16 protein-coding genes and 1 pseudogene are annotated in these 21,527 nt (G+C 68.5%); 16 read left to right on the top strand and 1 reads right to left on the bottom strand.

Annotated elements, in window-relative coordinates:
• Nucleotide 1 precedes the first annotated feature (1 nt).
• Nucleotides 2-1,105: a catalase family protein gene (locus I4Q42_RS04315; protein WP_198574834.1), complete on the bottom strand. Its 1,104-nt coding sequence runs from the start codon at nt 1,103-1,105 to the stop codon at nt 2-4.
• A 119-nt stretch (nt 1,106-1,224) separates the two neighbouring features.
• Between I4Q42_RS04315 and I4Q42_RS04310 the strand changes: the two genes are divergently transcribed.
• The 16 genes and pseudogenes from I4Q42_RS04310 to I4Q42_RS04240 all read left to right on the top strand — a co-directional run bounded on the left by I4Q42_RS04310 (nt 1,225) and on the right by I4Q42_RS04240 (nt 21,526).
• Nucleotides 1,225-1,719 carry a (2Fe-2S)-binding protein gene (locus tag I4Q42_RS04310; protein ID WP_198574833.1) on the top strand — a complete coding sequence of 165 codons (495 nt, stop codon included), beginning with the start codon at nt 1,225-1,227 and terminating at the stop codon, nt 1,717-1,719.
• Nucleotides 1,716-2,729: an FAD binding domain-containing protein gene (locus I4Q42_RS26465; protein WP_198574832.1), complete on the top strand. Its 1,014-nt coding sequence runs from the start codon at nt 1,716-1,718 to the stop codon at nt 2,727-2,729. The genes I4Q42_RS04310 and I4Q42_RS26465 overlap by 4 nt, the downstream gene beginning before the upstream one ends.
• The gene (locus tag I4Q42_RS04300; protein ID WP_198574831.1) at nt 2,729-4,963 is read left to right on the top strand and encodes a xanthine dehydrogenase family protein molybdopterin-binding subunit; all 2,235 of its coding nucleotides are present in this window, start codon (nt 2,729-2,731) and stop codon (nt 4,961-4,963) included. The genes I4Q42_RS26465 and I4Q42_RS04300 overlap by 1 nt, the downstream gene beginning before the upstream one ends.
• 314 nt (nt 4,964-5,277) lie before the next feature.
• Complete coding sequence (locus I4Q42_RS04295; protein ID WP_198574830.1) at nt 5,278-7,554, top strand: PAS domain S-box protein; 2,277 nt, start codon at nt 5,278-5,280, stop codon at nt 7,552-7,554.
• A 75-nt stretch (nt 7,555-7,629) separates the two neighbouring features.
• Nucleotides 7,630-7,962 carry a hypothetical protein gene (locus tag I4Q42_RS04290; protein WP_198574829.1) on the top strand — a complete coding sequence of 111 codons (333 nt, stop codon included), beginning with the start codon at nt 7,630-7,632 and terminating at the stop codon, nt 7,960-7,962.
• A gap of 293 nt (nt 7,963-8,255) precedes the next feature.
• Entirely contained in the window at nt 8,256-9,173 is a 918-nt protein-coding gene (locus I4Q42_RS04285; protein WP_332873018.1) for a LysR family transcriptional regulator, read from the top strand.
• A gap of 100 nt (nt 9,174-9,273) precedes the next feature.
• Nucleotides 9,274-9,894, top strand: a pseudogene (locus tag I4Q42_RS26545) (LLM class flavin-dependent oxidoreductase); the annotation flags it as partial.
• A 61-nt stretch (nt 9,895-9,955) separates the two neighbouring features.
• Nucleotides 9,956-10,621 (top strand): LLM class flavin-dependent oxidoreductase, encoded by a 666-nt coding sequence (locus I4Q42_RS04280; RefSeq protein WP_408611055.1) that lies wholly within the window; start codon nt 9,956-9,958, stop codon nt 10,619-10,621.
• Between the two features lie 176 nt (nt 10,622-10,797).
• Nucleotides 10,798-13,104 (top strand): TonB-dependent receptor, encoded by a 2,307-nt coding sequence (locus I4Q42_RS04275; protein ID WP_198574826.1) that lies wholly within the window; start codon nt 10,798-10,800, stop codon nt 13,102-13,104.
• Nucleotides 13,105-13,194: 90 nt separating this feature from the next.
• A complete protein-coding gene (locus I4Q42_RS04270) occupies nt 13,195-14,196 on the top strand; it encodes a zinc-binding dehydrogenase (RefSeq protein WP_198574825.1) in 1,002 nt (333 codons plus the stop codon).
• Nucleotides 14,196-15,122, top strand: a complete 927-nt coding sequence (locus tag I4Q42_RS04265; protein ID WP_198574824.1) for an ABC transporter substrate-binding protein — start codon at nt 14,196-14,198, stop codon at nt 15,120-15,122. Before I4Q42_RS04270 ends, I4Q42_RS04265 begins: the two co-directional genes overlap by 1 nt.
• A gap of 398 nt (nt 15,123-15,520) precedes the next feature.
• The gene (locus I4Q42_RS04260; protein ID WP_198574823.1) at nt 15,521-16,588 is read left to right on the top strand and encodes an aliphatic sulfonate ABC transporter substrate-binding protein; all 1,068 of its coding nucleotides are present in this window, start codon (nt 15,521-15,523) and stop codon (nt 16,586-16,588) included.
• 228 nt (nt 16,589-16,816) lie between these two features.
• Entirely contained in the window at nt 16,817-17,686 is an 870-nt protein-coding gene (locus I4Q42_RS04255; protein ID WP_198574822.1) for a TauD/TfdA dioxygenase family protein, read from the top strand.
• 210 nt (nt 17,687-17,896) lie between these two features.
• Nucleotides 17,897-19,321, top strand: a complete 1,425-nt coding sequence (locus I4Q42_RS04250; protein WP_198574821.1) for an MFS transporter — start codon at nt 17,897-17,899, stop codon at nt 19,319-19,321.
• Between the two features lie 175 nt (nt 19,322-19,496).
• Nucleotides 19,497-21,089, top strand: coding sequence for an FAD-binding protein (locus I4Q42_RS04245; RefSeq protein ID WP_198574820.1), 1,593 nt, complete (start codon nt 19,497-19,499; stop codon nt 21,087-21,089).
• Nucleotides 21,086-21,526, top strand: coding sequence for a 4Fe-4S dicluster domain-containing protein (locus tag I4Q42_RS04240; RefSeq protein ID WP_198574819.1), 441 nt, complete (start codon nt 21,086-21,088; stop codon nt 21,524-21,526). The genes I4Q42_RS04245 and I4Q42_RS04240 overlap by 4 nt, the downstream gene beginning before the upstream one ends.
• Nucleotide 21,527 lies beyond the last annotated feature (1 nt).

Genomic DNA, 21,527 nt, shown 5'->3' with positions numbered 1-21,527 from the left:
CTCAGCCTAGGTCCACGACAGCGGCGGGCTCGTGCAGCGGGCAACCGGTGCGCGTCAGGCGAAACGCCTGCGAGGCCTGATAGACGGCCTTGCGCACGCGCATGATCGAACCGAGCGGCTGGTGGGCGGCCAAGCCGTGCCAGGGGCTGAAGGCGGACGCATCGTTTATCCGCGGCGAGCGGGCCTCGTCCCAGCTGGCCTGCGGGCCGACCACGAGACGGGCGACCGGCAGATACGGGCTTTCGTCTTCCGGCCAGGGCTCGTGGGCGTCCTCGATCGGCATGGTGTCGGCATTGGTGCGCAGCTGGACCACGACCTCCCACTCCCCGCCCTGGCCAGCGAAGAACTCGGCGACCGCCTCGCGCAGGCCGTCCGGCTTGCCGTCGAGGTCGACCGGCTTGTCGGTCAGAGCCGTCAGGGCCGGCGCGATTGGGCGCACGCCGAGCTTGGCGACATGATCGCCGAACCGGATCGGGGCCATGCTGAAGAAGCTTTCGCCCAGGATATGCGTCCTGGGATGGCCGCCCAGCGATTTCAGGGTCGCGCTCTGCCCGCCCGCCGCCTCGACCAGGGTCTCGGCGCCGCCCAGCACCGCCGACAGCACCTTCTTCAGGCCCTCGGCCTTGTCGGTGGTGGCCGCCAGCAGCTTGACATTGGCCAGGAACGCCTTGGCGTTGGGCGTGGCGAAGGCCTTGCCATTGACCAGCAGGAAGTCCTGGGTCGTCGCGCCCTCGGACCCCGGCAGGCGCTCGCCTTCGACGTCGAACACCTTGATCGCCAAGCCGCGCGGGGTGGAGACCTTGTCGTCAAGGATATCGCCCGGCGAGGTCGAGAACCGCATCACCACGTCGTGGGCGCCGGCCTGGGCGAAGAGACCTTGGGCTAGCACCGGCGGCAGGTCCTGCGGCACGATCAACTGGCCCTGGACGAGGCCGTGCGGCTTGGCATGCACCGCCCGCATGGCATGACCGCCGTCCTCGTAGGTAATCTCGGCGATCTTGCGCATCTGCTCGATCAGGCCCTGGGTCGTCTCGGCCTCGCCCTTTTCGGGGGTCTCGATCGACGGGTCGTAGGGCAGCGGGCGGATGGCGGGGTCGAGGGTCATGGCGGCTCCAGGGTCGGCGTCCCATGCCAACCCGGCAGCCGGTGCAAGCGTTCCGCCGAACGATCTGAACCAAAGGTCGTCCGGCCGTGTTGTCCTCGCGCCCCAGATGCGAGCCCGACATGTACGAAGATCCCTCCGCCATCGCGCTGCACCTGACCGTCAATGGCGAGGCGCGCGATCTGCGGGCCGCGCCCTGGGTGACCCTGCTCGACCTGCTGCGCGAAACCCTCAAGCTGACCGGCTCGAAAAAGGGCTGCGACCATGGCCAGTGCGGCGCCTGCACGGTGATGATCGACGGCCGACGGGTGAACAGCTGCCTCGTGCTGGCGGTGACCCGCGACGGCGCCGAGGTCGTCACCATCGAGGGCCTGGCCGAAGGCGGGACGCTGCACCCGCTGCAGCAGGCCTTCATCGACCATGACGCCCTGCAGTGCGGCTATTGCACGCCCGGTCAGATCTGCTCGGCGGTCGGCCTGCTCGCCGAAGGAAACGCCCATTGCCGCGACGACGTGCGCGAACTGATGAGCGGCAATCTCTGCCGCTGCGGGGCCTACACGCACATCGTTGACGCCATCGAGATGGTGCGCCTCGGCGCGGTCGAGGCCGCAGCGTGAACCGCTTTTCCTATGTCCGCGCAACCAGTCTCGACGAGGCGCTGAGCGCCCTGGCCGTGCCCGGCGCGGCGATCCTGGCCGGCGGCACCAATCTCGTCGACCTGATGAAGTACGACGTCGCCAAGCCGGCGCGTCTGGTCGATATCAGCCGCCTGCCGCTGGGCGGGATCACGGCGCTGGACGACGGCGGCCTGCGGCTCGGCGCGCTGACGCCGAACGCCGACACCGCCTATGACGCCCGCATCCAGGCTCGGGCGCCGTTACTGGCCAGCGCCATCCTCGCCGGGGCGTCGGCCCAACTGCGCAACGTCGCCACCACCGGCGGCAACCTGCTTCAGCGCACCCGCTGCGCCTATTTCTACGACCCCTGCATGCCCTGCAACAAACGCGAGCCGGGCTCGGGCTGCCCGGCCATAGGCGGCGTCAACCGCATGCACGCCATCCTCGGTACGAGCGAGGCCTGCATTGCGGTGCACCCCTCAGACATGTGCGTGGCCCTGGCGGCGCTGGACGCCCGCATCAATGTCGAGAGCCCAGGCGGCGCCCGCGTGATCCCGATCGCGGAGTTCCATCGCCTGCCCGGCGATCAGCCGCAGACCGACAGCACACTCGGAGCTGATGAAATCATAACGTCGGTGGACCTGCCGGCCGATCGCTTCGGACCTCACCACAGCTATCTGAAGCTGCGTGACCGGCTGTCCTACGCCTTCGCGCTGGTCTCGGTCGCCGCAGGCTTGAGGCTGGAGGACGGCGTGATCGTCGAGGCCCGTATCGCCTTGGGCGGCGTCGCACACAAGCCCTGGCGGGATCGAGAGGCCGAGGCCCTGCTGGTCGGCTCCGCGCCCGATCGCGAAGCTTTCGACCACGCAGCCCGGGCCATTCTCGCCCCCGCTGTCGGTCGTGGCGGCAACGATTACAAGATCGAGCTGGCCCGCCGCGCCGTGGTCCGCGCGCTTTCCCAGGCGGCGGCCGGCGCGCCGCAGTCCCAATCCGACAAGAAGGTGCGCTGATGGCCGACGGCGGTATGGCGATCGGCAAGCCCATCAGCCGCATCGACGGATCCAAGAAGGTCACCGGCCAGGCGCTCTACGCCGCCGAATACGACGCGCCCGGCCTGCTGCATGCGGCCGTGGTGTCGTCACGGATCGCCAAGGGAAAGATCATCGCCATCGACGCGATCGAGGCCCTTGCCCTGCCCGGCGTCATCGCCGTGCTGACCCATGAGAACCGCCCGCACGTGGCTGCCTTCCGCTATGCCTACAAGGACACGGTCGGCCCGCCCGGCGGTCCGTTCAAGCCTCTGCACGACGGCAAGATCCGCTTCGCCGACCAGCCCGTGGCCGTGGTCATCGGCGAGAACTACGAAGCCGCCCGCGACGGGGCCGCCCTGGTGCGGATCACCTACGAGGAAGAGGCCTTCGAGACCGATCTCGACGTCGCCAAGGCAGAGCCCTTCAAACCCAAGCTGCCGCGCATCGGCGTCAAGCCCGCGCCCAAGAGCCGAGGCGACTTCGATGCCGCCTTCGCCGCCGCGGCGATCAAGATCTCGGCCGCGTACGAGACCGCAGCCCAGCACCACAACGCCATGGAGCTGTTCGCCACTACCGTGGTCTGGGAGGGCGAAGACAAGATCACCGTCTACGACAAGACCCAGGGCTCGCAGAACGTACAGCTCTATCTAAAGCAGGCGCTGGGCTTCAAACTGAAGAACGTGCGGGTGGTCAACGCCTTCGTCGGCGGAGCCTTCGGCTCGGGGCTGCGGCCGGCTCACTCAGCCTTCCTGGCCACACTGGCCGCCAAGCACCTGAAGCGCTCGGTGCGGCTGGTGCTGACCCGCGCCCAGATGTTCTCGATCACCTATCGCGCCGACACTCGCCAGGAGATCGCCCTGGCCTGCGACGCCGACGGCCGGCTGCTGGCGGTTCGGCACGCCTGCGTGGCGGCGACCTCCAAGAACGAGGACCAGCAGGAGACGGTCGTCAACTGGGCGGGCCTGGCCTATGCCTGCGAGAACGTCGCCTTCGACTACCAGCTGGCCCGGGTCGACACCCCCACGCCCGGCGACATGCGCGCGCCCGGCGCGGCGGTCGGCGTGCATGTGCTGGAATGCGCCATGGACGAGCTGGCCTATGCCGCCGGCATCGATCCGCTGGAACTGCGTCTGCGCAACTGGGTCGAACACGACCAGAACGACAACCTACCCCTGACCTCCAAGGCCCAGAAAGCCTGCTATGCGCAGGCCGCCCAGCGCTTCGGCTGGAGCGAGCGCAGCTTTGGCCCGCGGACGATGCGCGACGGCCAAGACCTGATCGGCTGGGGCATGGCCGGCGGCGTCTGGGACGCCTTCGTGGCTCCCGTCCCCACCCGCGCCCGCGTCACCTGGCGGCGCGACGGCCGGCTGGAGGTCGCCGCCGCCGCCAGCGACATCGGCACCGGCACCTACACCATCCTGGCCCAGATCGCGGCCGAGGCCTTCGGCGTTCCGGTCGAGCAGGTCGAGGTGTGGCTGGGCGACTCCACCCTGCCCTTCAACCCAGTGGAAGGCGGCTCGTGGATGGCGGCCAGCACCGGAGCGGCTGTGGCCAGGGCCTGTGACAAGCTGAAGGTCGCGCTGGTCAAGGCGGCCAGGAAGCAGTTCAAGCTGCGAGGCCGCAAGGGCGCTTTGAGCGTGTCGCGCGACGCCGTGATCGGAGAAGCCCTCCCAAGCAGGGCCGTATCATTGAACGAGATTGTGACCGCCGCCGGTCAGGACATTACCGCCACCGGCACGACCCTTCCGGATCTCGCCGGACAGCGGAAGCACGCCAGCTACGTCCACTCGGCGGTGTTCGCCGAGGTGCGGGTCGACGAGGACCTAGGTGTCATCCGGGTGAAACGTATCGTCAGCGCCATCGCCGCCGGCCGCATCCTCAATCCCAAGACCGCCGGCAGCCAGATCATCGGCGGCGTGGTCATGGGTATCGGCCAGGCGCTGCACGAGGAGGCGCAGACCGACCACCGCTTCGGCAAGGTCATGAACCACAGCTTCCAGGACTACCACATCCCCGCCAACGCCGACGTCGGCGCCATCGAGGTGATCTTCGTCCAGGAACACGATCCCGACGTCAGCCCCCTGGGCGTCAAGGGCGTCGGCGAGATCGGTCTCGTGGGCGTAACTGCCGCAATCGCCAACGCGGTCTTCCACGCCACCGGCAAGCGGATCAGAAGCACGCCGATCACCATCGACAAGCTGATCTCGGCATAGCGCCCCGCGCACCTTGATCAGAGAAAGCCGCCGCCCTGCCGGGACGCCCATGCATCTCCTTCATCAGCTTTGCCTCAGCCGGCCTCCCGGCTCCCCAATCGCTGCACCTCAGCGGCGGCGGGCCTGGTGGTCATGTCGTCTCCGTAGGATGGGCCTTTTAAACCCATCACGCTCAACGGAGGTTGCGCTGTTCTCTACGCAAACTCAGGCGAAGCCGGCTTGTGACTGGTCCTCCTCGTGCACAGCAACACAATTTCTGTCCTACTCTGAGACCGCTCGTGCCATGCTCGCCCAAGTCGTCTTTCGAGGCTGTGTTGACCGCATTTGACTTCCTTCCGCGGCGGACCGACGCCCCACGGCTTCTGTTTCTCGCGGTTGCTTATCTTGCGTTAGCCTTGGCCGGCCTGAATTGGGGCGCTTACAGAGGCGCGAGCACCGCGGTTTGGCCGGCGTCCGGCGTGGCGTTCGCAGCATTGCTGCTCGGTGGCGCGCGGCTCTGGCCAGCGATATTTTTCGGCCGGTTGGCCGCGGCCCTGATCGTCGATAGCGCTCCTCCCTTCTGGGCAGACGCTGTAATCGCCCTGGTTAGCGCGCTCAGCGCAGCTGTCCCGGCCGGCGTCTTGAACCGCAAGATCCGGTTCGATCCGAGCCTCGCCAGTATGCGAGACGCGGTGATCTTCATCCTTGCCGCTTTGATCGGAGCAGCCATCTCGGCGGTTCCCGGCGTGGCGGCGCTAGTGGCCAGCCAGGTCAGCCCTGCAGCTAAAGGTGGCTTGGCCCTCGTCACCTGGTTCGTGGGCCATTTCACTGGCACGTTGCTGGTCGCGCCTTTGATTTTGTCTTGGAGCCGAACCAAGTCCAACCTTCCATCAGGGCGACTCCTCACCGGCGTTACAGCAGGTTCGCTCGCACCGTTCCTCGTATTTCTCGACCTCACGCCGTTGCCGTTACGCACCTGGCACCTGTTCCCGGTGCTGGCTTGGGTGGCGATCGCAACCCGGGTTCGCGGGGTAAGCCTGGCGCTCGTGGCCACCGCCGTGGCGGCCCTCGTCAGCGTGAGCCTCGGCATAGGGCCGCTGGCCGCTCTGACGGCGGGCTCGTCCGCGCCGGCGCTGCACGCGGCCGATTTCATAGCGATCACGGCTGCAACGCTGTTGCTGCTAGCGGCCGCAACGGACGAAGGCCGCACGCAGTCGGCGCTCGCGCGAGCGCAGGCGACGAAGGCCGCCGTATTCGACGCCGCACTGGACGCGATCGTCACCATGACCGCCGACGGCCGTGTGGTGGACTGGAACGGCCAGGCCGAGCGGATGTTCGGATTGCCCCGTGCACAAGCCGTCGGTCGCGACCTTGCTGATCTGATCGTTCCCGCAGCCTTTCGCGACGCCCATCGCAGGGGCTTGGAACATTACGTCCGAACCGGCCGCTCGACGGTGCTGGGTCGAAGGCTCGAGATGCATGCCCTGCGTCAAGGAAAGGCATTCCCCGTTGAAATCTCGATCAATGTCGTGGGCCTCGAAGACGGTCTTCACTTCACGGCCTACCTGCGCGATCTCACCGATCTGGTCGACGCGCGCGAGCGTCTCGCCGAGCAGGATCAGAGGCTGCGGGCGACCTATGAACGCGCCTCGGTCGGCATCGCCGAGGTCGATCCGAACGGTCGGATCCTCAAGGTCAACGAGCAACTGTGTACGATAACGGGCCGCGATCGCGCCGAACTCCTGAATATGACCATCTGGGACGACAGCGCCCCCGAGCAACAGGTCGAAGAGCGTGAACTGTTCAGCCGTCAGATGGCTGGCAAGCTTGATAGCTACGCTCTCGAAAAGACATTCGTGCGCGGCGATGGCCAGGCGGCATGGGTGGAACTGAGGGCGTCCAGGGTCGATGGCGCCGACGGCAGACCGCCCTACGGGGTCCGTGTGGTGCGCGATATCACTCTGGAGAAAGGTTGGGCGCGCCAGCAGTCGCTGTTGATCAACGAGCTAAACCATCGGGTCAAGAATACCCTCACCACCGTCCAATCGATCACTTTCCAGACGTTGCGGAATAACGGCGCCCCACCAGATCTTCAGGCGGCGATCGAGAGCCGGCTGGTGGCGCTCTCCCAGGCTCACGACGTACTGACTAGGCAGAACTGGGAGAGCGCCAGCCTCGCGGAGATCGTTTCGGTGGCGGCTGCCCCCTACGTCGTCGACAAAGCCGCGCGCCTTCGCGTCATCGGTCCCGATGTCGGACTGCCGCCGCAGGTCGCCCTGGGTTTTGCGATGGCCTTGCAGGAACTGGCGACCAACGCGCTCAAGCACGGCGCCTGGTCGGCGCCCGAGGGCGTGGTCGAAATCTCATGGCGCCTAGATGGCGCCGATCAGGACCATCTGGAAATGACCTGGCGGGAAACCGGCGGCCCGCCCGTTACAGCGCCGAGGCGACGCGGGTTCGGCACGCGGCTGCTCGAGCGCGGCATCGGCGCCGAGGTCGGCGGCGCCTGCGTCATCGACTTCGCCCCAACCGGCCTGGTTTGTCACATCTCGGCGTCAATCGTCGGAACGGATGCGCGGTCCGCAGGCAACGAGTTCGCCAAGCGACGATAGGGACCAAACGCTCGTCCCGTGAGGACGCGAGCCCGCGGCTGCGTCTTTTACCCCGAGGACCTCAGTTCATCGGCCATGACGACCTCGGCCTCGACCCGGCGTACGCCGCGCTCGGCGAACCAATCGCAAAGCGCGCCGAGCAGCAGTTCCCCGACGCCGCCGTCGGCGATGGCTGGCCGATACATCCAGATCGGTGATCAGGCCATGCTCGCCTGGCTCGAAATAGGCCGGTCGGCGCCCGCCTATGCCGTAGCCGACGATCTGTTCGCCGAGCAAGGCGACTACCACCGCGCTGTCCTCGGCGTCGATCCGACCGACGACAAAGCTTTCGAAGGCAAGGTGGCCCTCGGCGCTGGGACGAAAGATGGGATCACGATCGCAGTGCAGCGTCATGGACTCGCGCCATAGAACGACGATCGTCGCCACGCCGTCGAGCTTTGCTTGCCGGATCGGTGGCCGCCAAAGCCATCTGCCAGCCGTGCTCGGCTGGGTTCTCGTAACGATCCAGCCCCAGCGGTTTGACCTTGCGGGTCACGCCTTGGGGTCCACAGAGAGCGGACCACTGAGTCCGAAGCGACCATCGGACCGAGCATTGAGGCCGCACAATCTTGTGTTGAACAAACCTCACTTGCCTACGGACGCGCGTCCCCGTCTCTATGGCGACGAGGGCCGTCGCAGACAGTCGTAGAGGACTCCCCCGCGTGGATAATTTCGGCCAGCTCAATGTGTTCATCCAGGCCGCCGAGACCCGCAACTTCACCTTGGCGGGACGCAATCTCGGCATCTCGTCGTCGGGCGTCGGCAAGGCCGTGGCCAGGCTGGAGGAGCGGCTGGGGGTGCGGCTCTTTCATCGCAGCACCCGCTCCATCGCCCTGACGCCGGAGGGCGAGGTCTTTCTCGAGCGTTGCCAGCGCATCCAGGGCGAGATCGCCCAGGCCGAGGCCGAGCTGACGGAGGGCCAGGGCGCGCCGCGCGGGCGCCTGCGTGTCAGCCTGCCACTGGTGGGCATGCTGATGATGCCAGCCCTGACCGGCTTCATGCGGGCCTATCCCTGCGTCGAGCTGGATCTCGACTTCACCGACCGGATCGTCGACCTGATCAACGAGGGTTTCGACGTGGTGGTGCGCACCGGCGAGGCCAGCGACTCCCAACTGATCACCCGCACCCTGGGCACGTTCGGCCACCGGCTGGTCGGCGCGCCGGCCTATTTCGCGCGCCACGGCGCTCCCGCGGCGCCCGAGGACCTGCTCGGCCACGCCTGCCTGCATCACAAGTATCCGGCGACCGGCAAGCTGGCGCCCTGGCGGCTGCTGCGGGACGGCGCGGAGCTGTCTCTGGACCTGCCGCGCAGCGTGGTCGCCAGCACGATCGAGCCGCTGGTGCAGATGGCCGAGCAGGGCATGGGCGTTGCCTGTTTGCCCGACTACGCCGTGCACGCCCAACTGCAGGACGGACGTCTGGTCCCGGTGCTGGACCCCTACGTCGCCCATCGCGGCGTCTTCCGGGCGCTGTGGCCGCAGAGCCGGTTCAACTCGCCCAAAGTCAAGCTGTTCGTCGATTTCCTGGCCGGCGCCCTGCTGCCCGCCCAACCTTCGGCCCAGCGTTTGAGTGCGGCATAGCGGACCAATTCGTCCGCAATAACCGGACAATCGCCAGGATTATCGCCCAGGCCACCGACGCCTAGGGTCCGCCTCCCGTCCGAAAGGACAAGGAGGGCAGATGCGCCGGCGCGGCGAACAGATGATCCTGGGCTTGTTCGTGCACCCGGCCGGCCACCACGTGGCCGCCTGGCGCGATCCGACTGCGTGGACCCTGCGCCGCCTGTCCGAGCATGTCGCTCTGGCGCGGCAGGCCGAGGCTGCGGGCTTTGACCTCTACTTCCTCGCCGACTTCGTGGAGGTGCAACTGGAGTCGCCGGAGGCCGCCAGCCGCAAGGCCCACAACGGCGTCTATGGCTTCGAGCCGCTCACCCTGCTCTCGGCTCTGGCCGCGACCACCAGCACGATCGGGCTCGTCGCCACCGCCTCGACCAGCTTTTCGGACCCGTACGTCCTGGCCCGCCAGTACGCCTCCCTCGACCATCTCAGCGATGGCCGGGCCGGCTGGAACGCCGTCACTTCGGCCGACCCCGGCGCGGCCTTCAACTTCGGACACCAGGCGCCGATCCCGCACGCCGACCGCTACGCCCGGGCCGAGGAATTCGTCGATGTCGTCCGCGGGCTTTGGGACAGCTGGGACGACAGCGCCTTCCAGCAGCGGCCGGTTCTTCGATCCGAACGGCCTCCACCGCCTCGACCATGCTGGAGAGCACTTTCGGGTTCGCGGCCCTCTGAACATTCCCCGCCCGCCGCAGGGGCGGCCAATCATCGTCCAGGCCGGAAGCTCCGAGCCCGGCAAGGCCTTGGCCGCCCGCACCGCCGATCTGGTCTTCACCGCGCAATCCAGCCCCGAGAGCGCCGCGGCCTTCTATGCCGACCTCAAGGGCCGCCTGCCCGCCCACGGCCGTCGCCCGGGCGACCTCAAGATCCTGCCCGGTGTCGTGCCGATCGTCGCCCCGACCCGGCAGGAGGCGCAGGCCAAACTGGAAGCCCTGCAGTCCCTCGTCGATCCGATCGTGGGCCTGGACCTCCTGCGCAACCTCTCCGGCGGGGACCCGCTGCCGCCGCTGGATCTGGACGCGCCCCTGCCGGCCCGGCCGCCCTCGCAGACCGCCCAGGGTCGACAGTCGCTGGTGCTGGACCTTGCCCGGCGCGAAGGGCTCAGCGTTCGACAGCTCTATCAGCGCCTGGCGCCCGGTCGCGGTCATTGGCAGGTGGTGGGCGATCCCATCGACGTCGCCGATGCGCTGGAGGCGATGTTCGAGGCCTACGGATGCGACGGGTTCAATCTCATGCCCGCCACCCTTCCAGGCGGCCTCACCGATTTCATCGATCTCGTCCTGCCCGAACTTGTCCGGCGTGGTCGCATCACACCCGCAAGCCGCGCGACCAGCTTGCGCGAGCGTCTGGGCCTTGGCCGCCCGACCTGGCCGCACGGACCGCCGGACGCCATCAGCGCCGCCTCTTGAACGATGGAACCCGCCGCATTGGTCACGCCCTTCCGCCGCGCAGCGCCGGGAGCGCACCCGTACGCCAATTCAGAATTTTTCACTTATAATTCAATATCTTATATTCAACATAATCGTTTGATCGCCCCACCCAACCGTGGAATTGCCGCAAGCCGAAACCAGTTCTGGGGGACACCTTGCGACAGATCCAAACGCCGGCGCGTCCGCGCCTCAAACGCCGCCTCATTGCGGGCGTCGCGCTCGCCTTCGTCAGCTTCTCGGCCGCCCACGCGGCCGACCCCGACCTTGCGGACGCGCCCGACGCCTCGGCGGCCGAGGTCGATCGCGTGGTCGTGACCGCCGCCAAGCAAACCGAGCGAAAGGCGGCCCTGGCCCAGGGCGACCCGGCCTCGATCTCGGTGCTGACGGCGGATGTGCTGGAGCGCCGGGGCGTGGCCAGCACGCTGGACCTCGTCAACCTGACGCCCAACCTCTACCAGCCGCGCAACACGATGAGCTACTCGGCCGCCCAGTATTTCCTGCGCGGCATCGGCGAGTTGGACGCCCAGGGCGAGCCCTCGGTCGGCACCTTCGTCGACGGGGTCTACATCACCCGCAATCTCGGCGCGATGCAGGAGCTTCTGGATGTCGCCGACATCCAGGTCGACCGCGGCCCGGTGATCCACCTGGGCCACCAGGTCGAGGGCGGCGCGGTGCGGCTGACCACCGTGGTTCCCGACAACCAGGTCCGGCGCGAACTGCTGGCGGGCTACGGCTCGTTCGACGAGATCAAGCTGGGCGTCCTGGTCAGCGGTCCGATTGTCGAGGACAAGGTCTATGGCAGCTTCGCCATCAGCCGCCACCAGCGCGATGGGACCGACTACAACCGCACCCTAGGCCGCCGCGAGAACGACATCGCCCTCACCCAGGCCCGCGCCAAGCTGCGGTTCACGCCGAACGCCGACCTCGACTTCACCCTGGCCCTGGATGGCACCGCCGACGACAGCCTCAATCGCGGCTACGGCAACCTGCTCAACGCCGACAAGTACGCGCTGAATTCACCGATCTACCCGAAGAACCGCTATCGGCAGGCCGGCGTGACGGCGACCACGCTCTACAGGCTTTCGCCGGACTGGAGCCTGTCCAGCGTCACAGCATGGCGAGTGTTCGAGGACCACGCCAACTACGACAACACCGGCGACCGCTTCGCCCGCAATTCCTCGCCGCTGCGCTACTACGACAACGCCTGGTCCCAGGACCTCAAGCTGAGCGGAATGGCGGGCAAGGCTCGCATCGTGGCCGGGATCTACCTGCTCTATGAGGACTGGATCACCCGGCGCAACGTCAACGCCTCGACCACCTTCTACGGCTCGCCCAACCGGATCGTCTTCACGCCGGTGCACGCCGCCATCGACCAGAAGACCTACAACGCCGCCGCCTATGTCCAGACCGACTACGACCTGACCCCGCGCCTGACCCTGACCGGCGGCCTGCGCTACAATCTCGAGCGCCATACGACCGAAGAGACGCTGAGCTGGCTGATCGCTGGCGGCGACCACACCTTCACGCTCACCGACGTCTCCCAGGTCGCCGACGAGCTGGCGATCCTCTACGGCGCGCCGACCGCGACGGCTTGGCATGTGAAGGCTCACAAGAGCTGGACCCAGCTGCTGCCGCGGCTGGCGGCCACCTTCCAGGCCGCGCCGGGGGTCAAGGCCTATGCCTCGATCAGCCAGGGCGCCAAGTCGGGCGGCTTCGACTTCCGCGCCAATAGTCCCAGCAATTCGCGCCAGGCGGTCACACCCTATGCGCCCGAGAAGGTCACCACCTACGAGGCGGGGGTGAAGAGCGATCTATCGGGAGGGCGTGTGCGCCTGAACGGTGCGGTGTTCTGGAACGACTTCACCGACATCCAGATCAGCGCTTACGACCCACTGACGGCGATGAGCCGACGATTCAACGCCGGCGACGGCCATTCGGTGGGGATCGAGCTGGAGGCAGCGGCCCAGATCACGAGCGACTGGAGTCTCGACGCCACCGCCTCCTGGCTGGACACGGAGCTCGACACCTATCGCGGGACCTACAGCCAGGTGGTGCTGGCCGGCGGCGCGATCGTACCGACCTCGGCGCACTCCGGCTCGCCCCTGCCCAACGCGCCCAAGTTCCAGGGAAAAGTCGCAAGCGACTACCGCCTGCCCATCGGCCTCCCCGGCGAGTTCACGCTGGGCGTCGACCTTTCCTATCAGGGCGCCACCTTCCTGACCGCGGCCAACAGCCCGTACAACCGCATGCCGCCGCAGACCTTCCTGGACGCGGCCCTGCGCTGGAAAAGCCCCGACGGCGCCTGGAGGGCGGCCCTGCGCGGCCGCAACCTTCTCGACCGTCGCTATCTCGTCTGGTCGGGCCTGGGCACGACGAACGGCTCGCCGGCCTACGCCACCTTCTATTCGGCCAGTTGGACGGACCCGCGCACGGTCTATCTCGAGGTCCGCCACAGCTTCTGACGCCGAACTCGGATGCCGCCGTCCCGGGCGGCGGCGTCCTGCCCCTATCCCAGTCGAACCGCCCCTCCCCGACTTCCTGGAAGAGCCGCCATGACGTCCAGTCCCAGCACCGCCAGAGAGGTGCACATCGTCCGCCGTCCGGCCGGCCCCTTGAGCACCGCCGATTTCGCCATCGCCGAAGCCGCCCTGCCCGACCTTGCGCCGGGCGAGTTCCTGATCGCCAACCGCCTGCTGTCCATCGACCCGGTGCGGCGGATGTTCTTCGCCAACGGAACCGCGCCTCTGAACGCGGGGCTGCACAGCTTCTCGATCGGCGAGGTCGTGGAGTCCCGCCACTCCGACTATGCGCCCGGCGAACTCGTTGGGCACTACAAGGGCCTGCGCGATTTCGCCGTCGGTCGCGGCGAGGAAACGCGAAAGATCGTCGCCGGCGAGTATCCGCTGGAATGGCACATGGGGCCGCTGGGAGTGGGCGGGTTCTTCGCCTATGTCGGCCTGATCGAGATCGCACGGGCACGGCCTGGCGAGAGCGTCCTGGTTTCCTCGGCCGCGGGGTCGGTGGGGAGTCTCGCCGTCCAGTTGGCCCGGCTGATCGGTTGCCGGACGGTGGCCACCGTCGGATCGGCGGACAAGCAAGCCTGGCTGGCGGACGTCGCCGGCGTCGAGACCGTGATCGACTACAAGCAGGCCGACTGGCGCGAGCGCCTCGCGGCCGCCCTGCCCGACGGCCTGGACGTCTATTTCGACAACGTCGGCGGCGCCCAGTTGGACGCGGCCCTGTCGTTGATCAATCCCCAGGGCCGGGTCGCGGTGTGCGGCATGGTCTCGGCCTATGACAGCGCCACGCCCTTCTCGGAACGGGCCGGCGCCTGGACCTGGCGGATGATGACCTCGCAGGTCGGGCTCAGGTCCTATCACGTGCGTGACTATCAGCGCCTGTGGCCCGCCTTTCAACGCAGCGTCGGCGGCTGGCTGCGCCGCGGCGCGATCCGGACCGAGACCCAGGTGCGCGATGGCCTCGATGCAACCCCGCAGGCCTTCGTCGATCTGATCGCCGGCAGGAGCCTGGGCAAAACCGTGGTGAGGCTTTGATGACCATCCAACTCTCGCGCCGCTCGATCCTCAGCGCGCCCCTTCTGCTGGCGGCGTGCAAGCGTTCTCCCCTGGCTGTTCTGCGGGTCGGCGCGCTGACGGGGCCGATGCGCGCGACGCTGGAGGCGTCCGGCGCCCTGGCCGGCGCGCCCTACGAGATCGCCTGGAGCAGTTTCGCCACCGGCCAGGAAGTGCTGGAGGCGATGGCCGCCGGCACCGTCGACGTCACCACCACCGGCGACGCCTCGTTCCAGTTCGCCTACCAGGCCGGCAAGGCCATCAAGGCCGTTCAGGCCCAGCGGGCCGAGGACGTCGCCGGCGCCTCCGGGGTGCTGGTCCCCAAAACGTCGGCCATCCGTGGTCCGGCCGACCTCAAGGGCAAGAAGATCGCCGTCCCGCGCGGCTCTGCCGGCCACTTCCTGGTGCTGCGGGCCCTGGCGAAGGCTGGCCTGACGCCCGCCGACGTCGACTGGGCCTTCCTGTCGCCGGCAGAGGGCAAGGCGGCCCTGGGGGCCGGCGCGATCGATGGCTGGGCCACCTGGCCGCCGTTCATCGCCGCGGCCCTGCTGCACGATCCGGTCCGCCTGGGCGTCGATGGGTTGGGCCTCGTGCGCAACTACCTGCTGCAGGTCGCTTCCGAGCAGGCCATCGCCGAGCGCCGGCCGCTGCTGAAGGACTATCTGAGGCGGGTCAGAGACGCTGCGGCCTGGACCAACGATCACCCGACCGTCGCCGCCAAGGCTCTGGCCCAGACCACCGGCGCCCCGGAGGATGTGGCCAGCTACACGGTCGATCGTCAGCATTGGCGTCCAGCGCCGCTCGACGCGGACTTTGTCGCCTACCAGTCGGGATTGGCCGCGACCTTCCGCGACGCCGGCTCCCTAGCCGCTGATCGCCCCGTGTCACACGCCTTTTCTGCGCTCTGACTGATAGGGCCGTGTGCAGCCCGGAAACTGGCTCGAACACGGGTGGCCTGCCAGGCTTCCTAGCCATACGGCACTGATCCACCAAGGCCCCTCGTGCTTGCCAGCGACTCGCCAGAAGGGAGTCAAAATCGATCGACCGCTCGCCGCACAGGCCCAGCTGCGCCGCTGCGTCACGCCCTGCTCGGCGGCGGCGGGCCGCCTCCGAGGCCAATCCCGCGCCGCGCCACAGGCCAAATCGGCCCCAATAATTCTGCGCGCCCCTGAAGATAAACCGCACGCGACCGCGAATTTCCCACGCTGGCCAGAGCTGTTCACCGCCACTGATACCGATGATGAGAAGCACGCGTTTGCTCGGCTTTTCTCATCCTGGATAAGCTCGAGCGCGGAGGATCAAGGACATGTCCGACCAGCAAGAGCCAATAGACACGCCGTCACGCTTCAGCCGACGCAACCTGCTGATCGGCGGAGGGATCGTCGCGGCCGGCGTCGCCGCCACCGGCCTGGCGCTCACCACACGCCCCAAGGCCGGCGCCACGGACCGGCGGCCGGTGCTCAAGATCGGCGACCAGCGCGGCAACGCCCACGCCCTGCTCAGCGGTGCGGGCGTTCTCGAGGATCTTCCGTACACGCTGGAATGGGTCGAACTGCCGGCCGCCGCGCCGCTGCTGGAAGCCCTGTCGGCCGGGGCTATAGACCTTGGCGGCGTGGGCGCAGCCCCGTTCGCCTTCGCCTACGCCAATGGCGCGCCGATCAAGGTGGCGCTGGCCTCGCGCATCGTCTCGCTGGACAAGGACGCCGGTCGCAGCGCCGCCATCGTGGTGCGCAAGGACTCGCCCTTCCGAAGCCTGGCCGACCTCAGGGGCCGACGCCTGGCGACTATTCGCGGATCCGCCGGCCACGACACGGCCCTGCGCTTGCTCGAAAAGGCCGGCGTAGACGCCCGCGCGGTCGACTTCGTCTTTCTGAACAACAACGACTCCAAGGCCGCCCTCGCGGCAGGATCGATCGACGCTTGGTCGACCTGGGGATCCTATGTCGGCATTGCGATCGAGGAAGACGGCGACCGCGTTCTCGCGGACGCCGGCTCACTGCGGCAGGTCGGCGCGATCTCGTCCTTCCTGGCCGCCAACGCCAAGTCGCTGGACGCCAAGGAGCCTCAGTTGCGCGATTTCCTGGCGCGCTATGTCCGGGCCAACCAGTGGGCGCGCGCCAATCCCGAGGCCTTCGCCCAATCGCTGGCGACATCGACCCGCGTGCCGCTCTCGGTCGCCCGCTACAGCGCCGCAACGAGTACGGCCGCCGGCTTCTCGCCGATCGACGACGAGATCCTGGTCCAGCAGCGCCGAACGCTTACTCGCTACCTCAAGGCCGGCGTGATCGATCGCCTGCCGCCCCTGGACGCCAGCGGCTACGATCGGCGCTTCAACGATCTGTGGCCGGACATCGCCCGCCCTCAAGGCGCTTGAGCGTCGCCCAGAAACTCGTCAAACCGATTGACGAATTCGCTCAAATTACATTACGCGCGATCGAGCATACGATCGCCACTCAACAACATTCACGACACTCAGCCACGCACTAAGCTCAATATATTAGCGACATTCTCCAGCGTTATTTTACAAACTCGCATGACCTCAAGCCTTCCGCGGACATAGCTTTTGCAGGCGGCCGATGGATGACCGCGCGGAGGAACTTCCATGACGGTCACCCTTGAGCGACGCCCCGAAACCAAAGCTGCGCCCCTTACGCTTTCGCCCCTCGAGCCGACGATCGGCGCCGAGATCGGCGGCGTCGATCTCAGCCGCCCGCTGAGCCTCGAGAACCGGGATTTCATCAAGGCCGCGCTGCTACGCTACAAGGTGGTGTTCTTCCGCGACCAGCACGCGCTGACCGCCGAAACCCAGGCCGCCTTCGCCGGCAATTTCGGCCCGCTCTACACCCACCCCACCACGCGCTCGGACGTCGACAACAAGCCGATCCACAAGATCGAGCCGCCGGACCTGCAGCTGTTCGAGGCCCGCAAGGCGGCGGGCGCGGGCCTGGTGCAGGCCGGCTACCACAGCGACACCAGCTGGCGGCTGGTGCCGACCTGGGGCGCGGTGCTGCGGGCGATCGACCTGCCCGAGGTCGGCGGCGACACCGTGTGGGTGGACGCCGGCGCGGCCTATGAAGGCCTGAAGCCCGAGACCAAGGCGCGGCTGGAAGGCCTGCACGTCACCCACGATTTCCGCGACGCCCTGCTGGCGGCCGGTCATGACTATCCGATCGTGGCCCATCCGATCGTCCGCAAGCACCGCGAGACCGGCGCCTCGATCTTGTGGGTGAACTTCACCCAGAAGCCGCAGATCATCGGACTGGACCGGGCCGAAAGCAACGCGCTGCTGACCGAGATTCTCGACCAGTACCGCAAGCCCGAATACCAGGTACGCTTCAAGTGGCGCCCCGGCTCGGTGGCCTTCTGGGACAATCGCGCCGCCGTGCACATCGCCATCCGCAACTACGGCGACTTCCCTCGCCTGCTGGACCGCGTGCTGATCGCCGACGAACCGCTCTGGACCGACCTCTAGCGCTTTCGACCAGGGCCGCTTCCGCCGAAGGGAGCGGCCCATCGCGCCTTGCGCCCAAGCTTCATTGCGGCGGCTCATCCGACCTATTGGCGAAACTCGCGTGTTTCGCGCGGCGGCGCTCCCTAGTTTGCCGGGCGCACACTCTCACGCGCCTCCGCCGACGCCGCGCCTCGCGCTCGGGCGGACGCGCCTTCCGAAGATCGATCCCGCTTGCCACGCCTTTCCGAGCGCCCCGACGCGTCCTCCGTCCTGATCCCGCTGGTCGTCGGCTGCGGCCTGCTGATGCAGGGACTGGAGGGCACGGCCATCGCCACGGCCCTGCCGACCATGGCCCAGGCTCTGGGCGAAAGCCCCGTCCGGCTCAATCTGGCGATCAGCGCCTACATGCTCAGTGTCGCCGTCTGCATCCCGCTCAGCGACTGGACGGCCAATCGCTTCGGGGCCCGCAACGTGTTCTGCGCGGCGATGGCCCTGTTCGCCCTGTCCTCGGCCCTATGCGGCCTGGCCACCGACCTGACGCAACTGCTGGCCGCGCGGGTGCTGCAAGGCGTGGCCGGCGCCCTGATGACCCCGGTGGGGCGGGTCGTGATCCTGCGGGCCACGCCGCGCGACCAGATCGTCAAGGCCATGTCGATCCTGACCGTTCCGGCGGTGCTGGGGCCGATCCTCGGCCCGCTGATCGGCGGCGTCATCGTCGAGGCCGCCTCGTGGCGGTGGATCTTCCTGCTCAGCGCGCCCATCGGGCTGATGGGGCTGGTCGCCGCGCTGCTGGTCATTCCGGACCTGCGCGGCGAGGCCGGCGGCCGCCTCGACCTCTGGGGCTTCGTGCTGGCCGGAAGCGGCGTCGCGGCCCTGGTGACGGCGCTCGGCGAAGTCGGGCGGCCCAGCTGGCCGCCGGCCGCGATCGCCGGCCTCGCGGCGCTGGGCGCCCTGTCGCTGGCGGCCTACGCCCGGCACGCCAAGTCGGCGCCCTCGCCGATCCTGGACCTGTCGCTGCTGCGCATCCCGCCGATGAACGTGGCCATCTTCGGCGGCGGCGTGTGGCGGGTGGCCATGGGCGCCTCGCCGATCCTGCTGGTCCTGCTGTTGCAGGTCGGCTTCGGGATGTCGCCCCTGCGCTCGGGCGTCATCTCGTTCGCCGGGGCCATGGGCGCGCTGCTGATGAAGGCCCCGGCAACGGCGCTGCTGCGACGCTACGGCTTTCGCCGGGTGCTGATCGTCAACGGCGCCCTGACCGGCCTGCTGCTGGCGGGCATCGGCCTGTTCCAGGCCTCGACACCGCACGCGCTGATCTTCGCCCTGCTGCTGCTCGGCGGGTTCCTGCGCTCGCTGCAGTTCACCGCCCTGTCGGCGCTCTGCTACGCCGACGTGCCCGACCGGTCGCTGGGCGGCGCCAGCGCCCTGGCCAGCATGACCCAGGAACTGGCCCAGAGCCTGGGCGTGGCCCTGGCGGCGACCACCCTGCAAAGCCTGCTGGCCCTGCGCCACGGCGACGCCTTCACCACCCAGGACATCTCAATCGGCTTCTTCGTGATGGGCGGGCTATCGCTGCTGTCGCTGCCGCTGTTCCAACGGCTGCCGGCGGGCGCGGGCGACCTGCTGAGCGGGCGATCGCCCCGCCCCGCGACAGCCTGAACCCCGTCGACCAAGTCAGAAGCGCCGCGCATCCATGACGCCGCTGAATATTCGGCATGAGAACGCCTCGTTATCCCTGGCGGCGGCGAAGACCTAGGTTCGCCCTCGACATGAAACGGACGTCGGTCGTCGCCCACGGGGGCCAAGAGACGCCGGCGAAGACTTACGGGGACGCATGAGCGGTTTGGATCTGTCGACCGAGGTGCTGGTCATCGGCGGCGGCATGGCGGCGGCCTGGGCGGCCATCGCGGCGGCGCAGCAAGGCGCGTCGGTGACGCTGGTCGACAAGGGCTTTGTCGGGACCAGCGGCGTCACCGCGACGGCCGGTCCCGGCCACTGGTGGGTTCCGCCGGATCCCAAGCAGCGCCAGGCGACCATCGAGAAGCGCTATCCCAGCAGCTACGGCCTGGCCGAAAAGGCGTGGATGGAGCGGGTGATCGACGTCACCTGGCGGACCCTGCCGCAGCTTGCGCCCTACTACGCCTTCGGCAAGGACGGCGACGGAAACACCTACTATCCGGGCGTGCGCGGCCCCGAATACCTGCGGGCCTTGCGCGCCTACGCCCTCGACAGCGGCGTGCGGGTGCTCGACCACCATCCGGCGCTGGAACTGCTGCTGCACCAGGACGGTTCGGTCGCCGGAGCGGCCGGCTATGCGCGGCTGGACCGCCGGGCGTGGACCATCCGCGCCGGGGCGGTGATCCTGGCCACCGGCGGCTGCGCCTTCCGTTCCGGCCTGATCGGCAGCCACACCAACACCGGCGACGGGCACCTGATGGCGGCTGAGGCCGGCGCCGAGCTGTCGGGGATGGAATTTTCCAGCATCTACACCCTTTCACCCGCCTGGTGCTCGACCCGAACCCTGCCCTACACCGCCTCGCGCTTCTTCGACGCGGCCGGCGAAGAGCTGGACATCCCGCCCGCCCTGGCCGATCGCGACCACCATCGCGCCCTGGCCAAGGCGATGCTGGAAGGGCCGGTGTTCGCCGACCTGAGCGAAGCGCCCCCGGCCCTGCGGCCGATCCTGCACCGCATCCAGCCGGCCACCGTCGCGCCGTTCCAGCGCAAGGGCGTGCGACTGTTCGACGAGCGCTTCGAGGTGAAGCTGTTTGGCGAGGGCACCATTCGCGGCACCGGCGGCCTGCGGATCGTTGACGAGGACTGCCAGACGACGGTGCGCGGCCTGTTCGCGGCCGGCGACACGGCGACGCGCGAGCTGATCGTCGGCGCCAGCAGCGGCGGCGGCTCGCCCAACTCGGCCTGGGCCCTGACCTCGGGCCAGATCGCCGGGATCGCCGGCGCCAGGCTGGCCAAGGCCGACGGCGTGCGCGCGGGCGAGCGGGCCACGCCGGCTGGCCGCGCCGGCCTGAGGCCGGCGGGCGCTATCGCGCCGGTCGACGAGCGCGCGGCCATCCAGACGGTGCGGGACGAGATGCTGAGCTACGACAAGGCCCTGTGGCGCCGCCGGGAGACGCTGCAGGCGTCGCTGGTCCGGCTCGACGACGCCTGGAATGACGTTGCGACCCACAGGCAAGCCGAGGGCCTCGACCAGGTCGCGGCCCGCGAAACGGCCGCCCTGGTGGCCAGCGCCCGCTGGTCGACCCGCGCGGCGCTCGACCGCAACGAGACGCGAGGCCTGCACGCCCGGGCCGACGCGCCGGACCTGTCGCCCGACGGCGGCAAACGCCTGCTGGTCGGCGGTCTGGACGAGGTCTGGACCCGTCCGGAGGCGGACAAGCCACAAACCGCCGTGGAGGTCGCGGCATGATCGCCCATATCTTCGAAGACCTGTGCAACGGCTGCGGGTCCTGCGTCAACGCCTGCCCCACCCATGTGCTGGACCCGTCGCCGGCCGGCGGGCCGCCGGTGATCGCCCGCCTGGACCAATGCCAGACCTGCTTCATGTGCGAGCTCTACTGCGCCTCCGACGCCATCTACGTCGGACCCGACCAGAGAGGGCCCGAGATCGTCGATCCTGAGACGGTCAGGGCCTCGGGCGCGCTGGGCCAGATGCGCCGCGACCACATCTGGAACGCGCCGCCGGGAGACCAGGAACCGCTCGCCGAGTATTGGCGCCTGGGCCCGCTGCTGATGGAAGGCGCCCAGATCTCGGCCCGCCGCTACGCGCTGAAGCATCCGCCTATCGAGCCCGCCGCCGAGCCCGCCTCGCCGGACAAGGCCCCCGCCACCGCCTCTTCGCGTTAGG

The organism is Caulobacter hibisci, assembly GCF_016135805.1.
Classification (GTDB): domain Bacteria; phylum Pseudomonadota; class Alphaproteobacteria; order Caulobacterales; family Caulobacteraceae; genus Caulobacter; species Caulobacter hibisci.
Note: the sequence above shows the minus strand (reverse complement) of the source record. Positions and strands in the feature narration are given on the sequence as shown.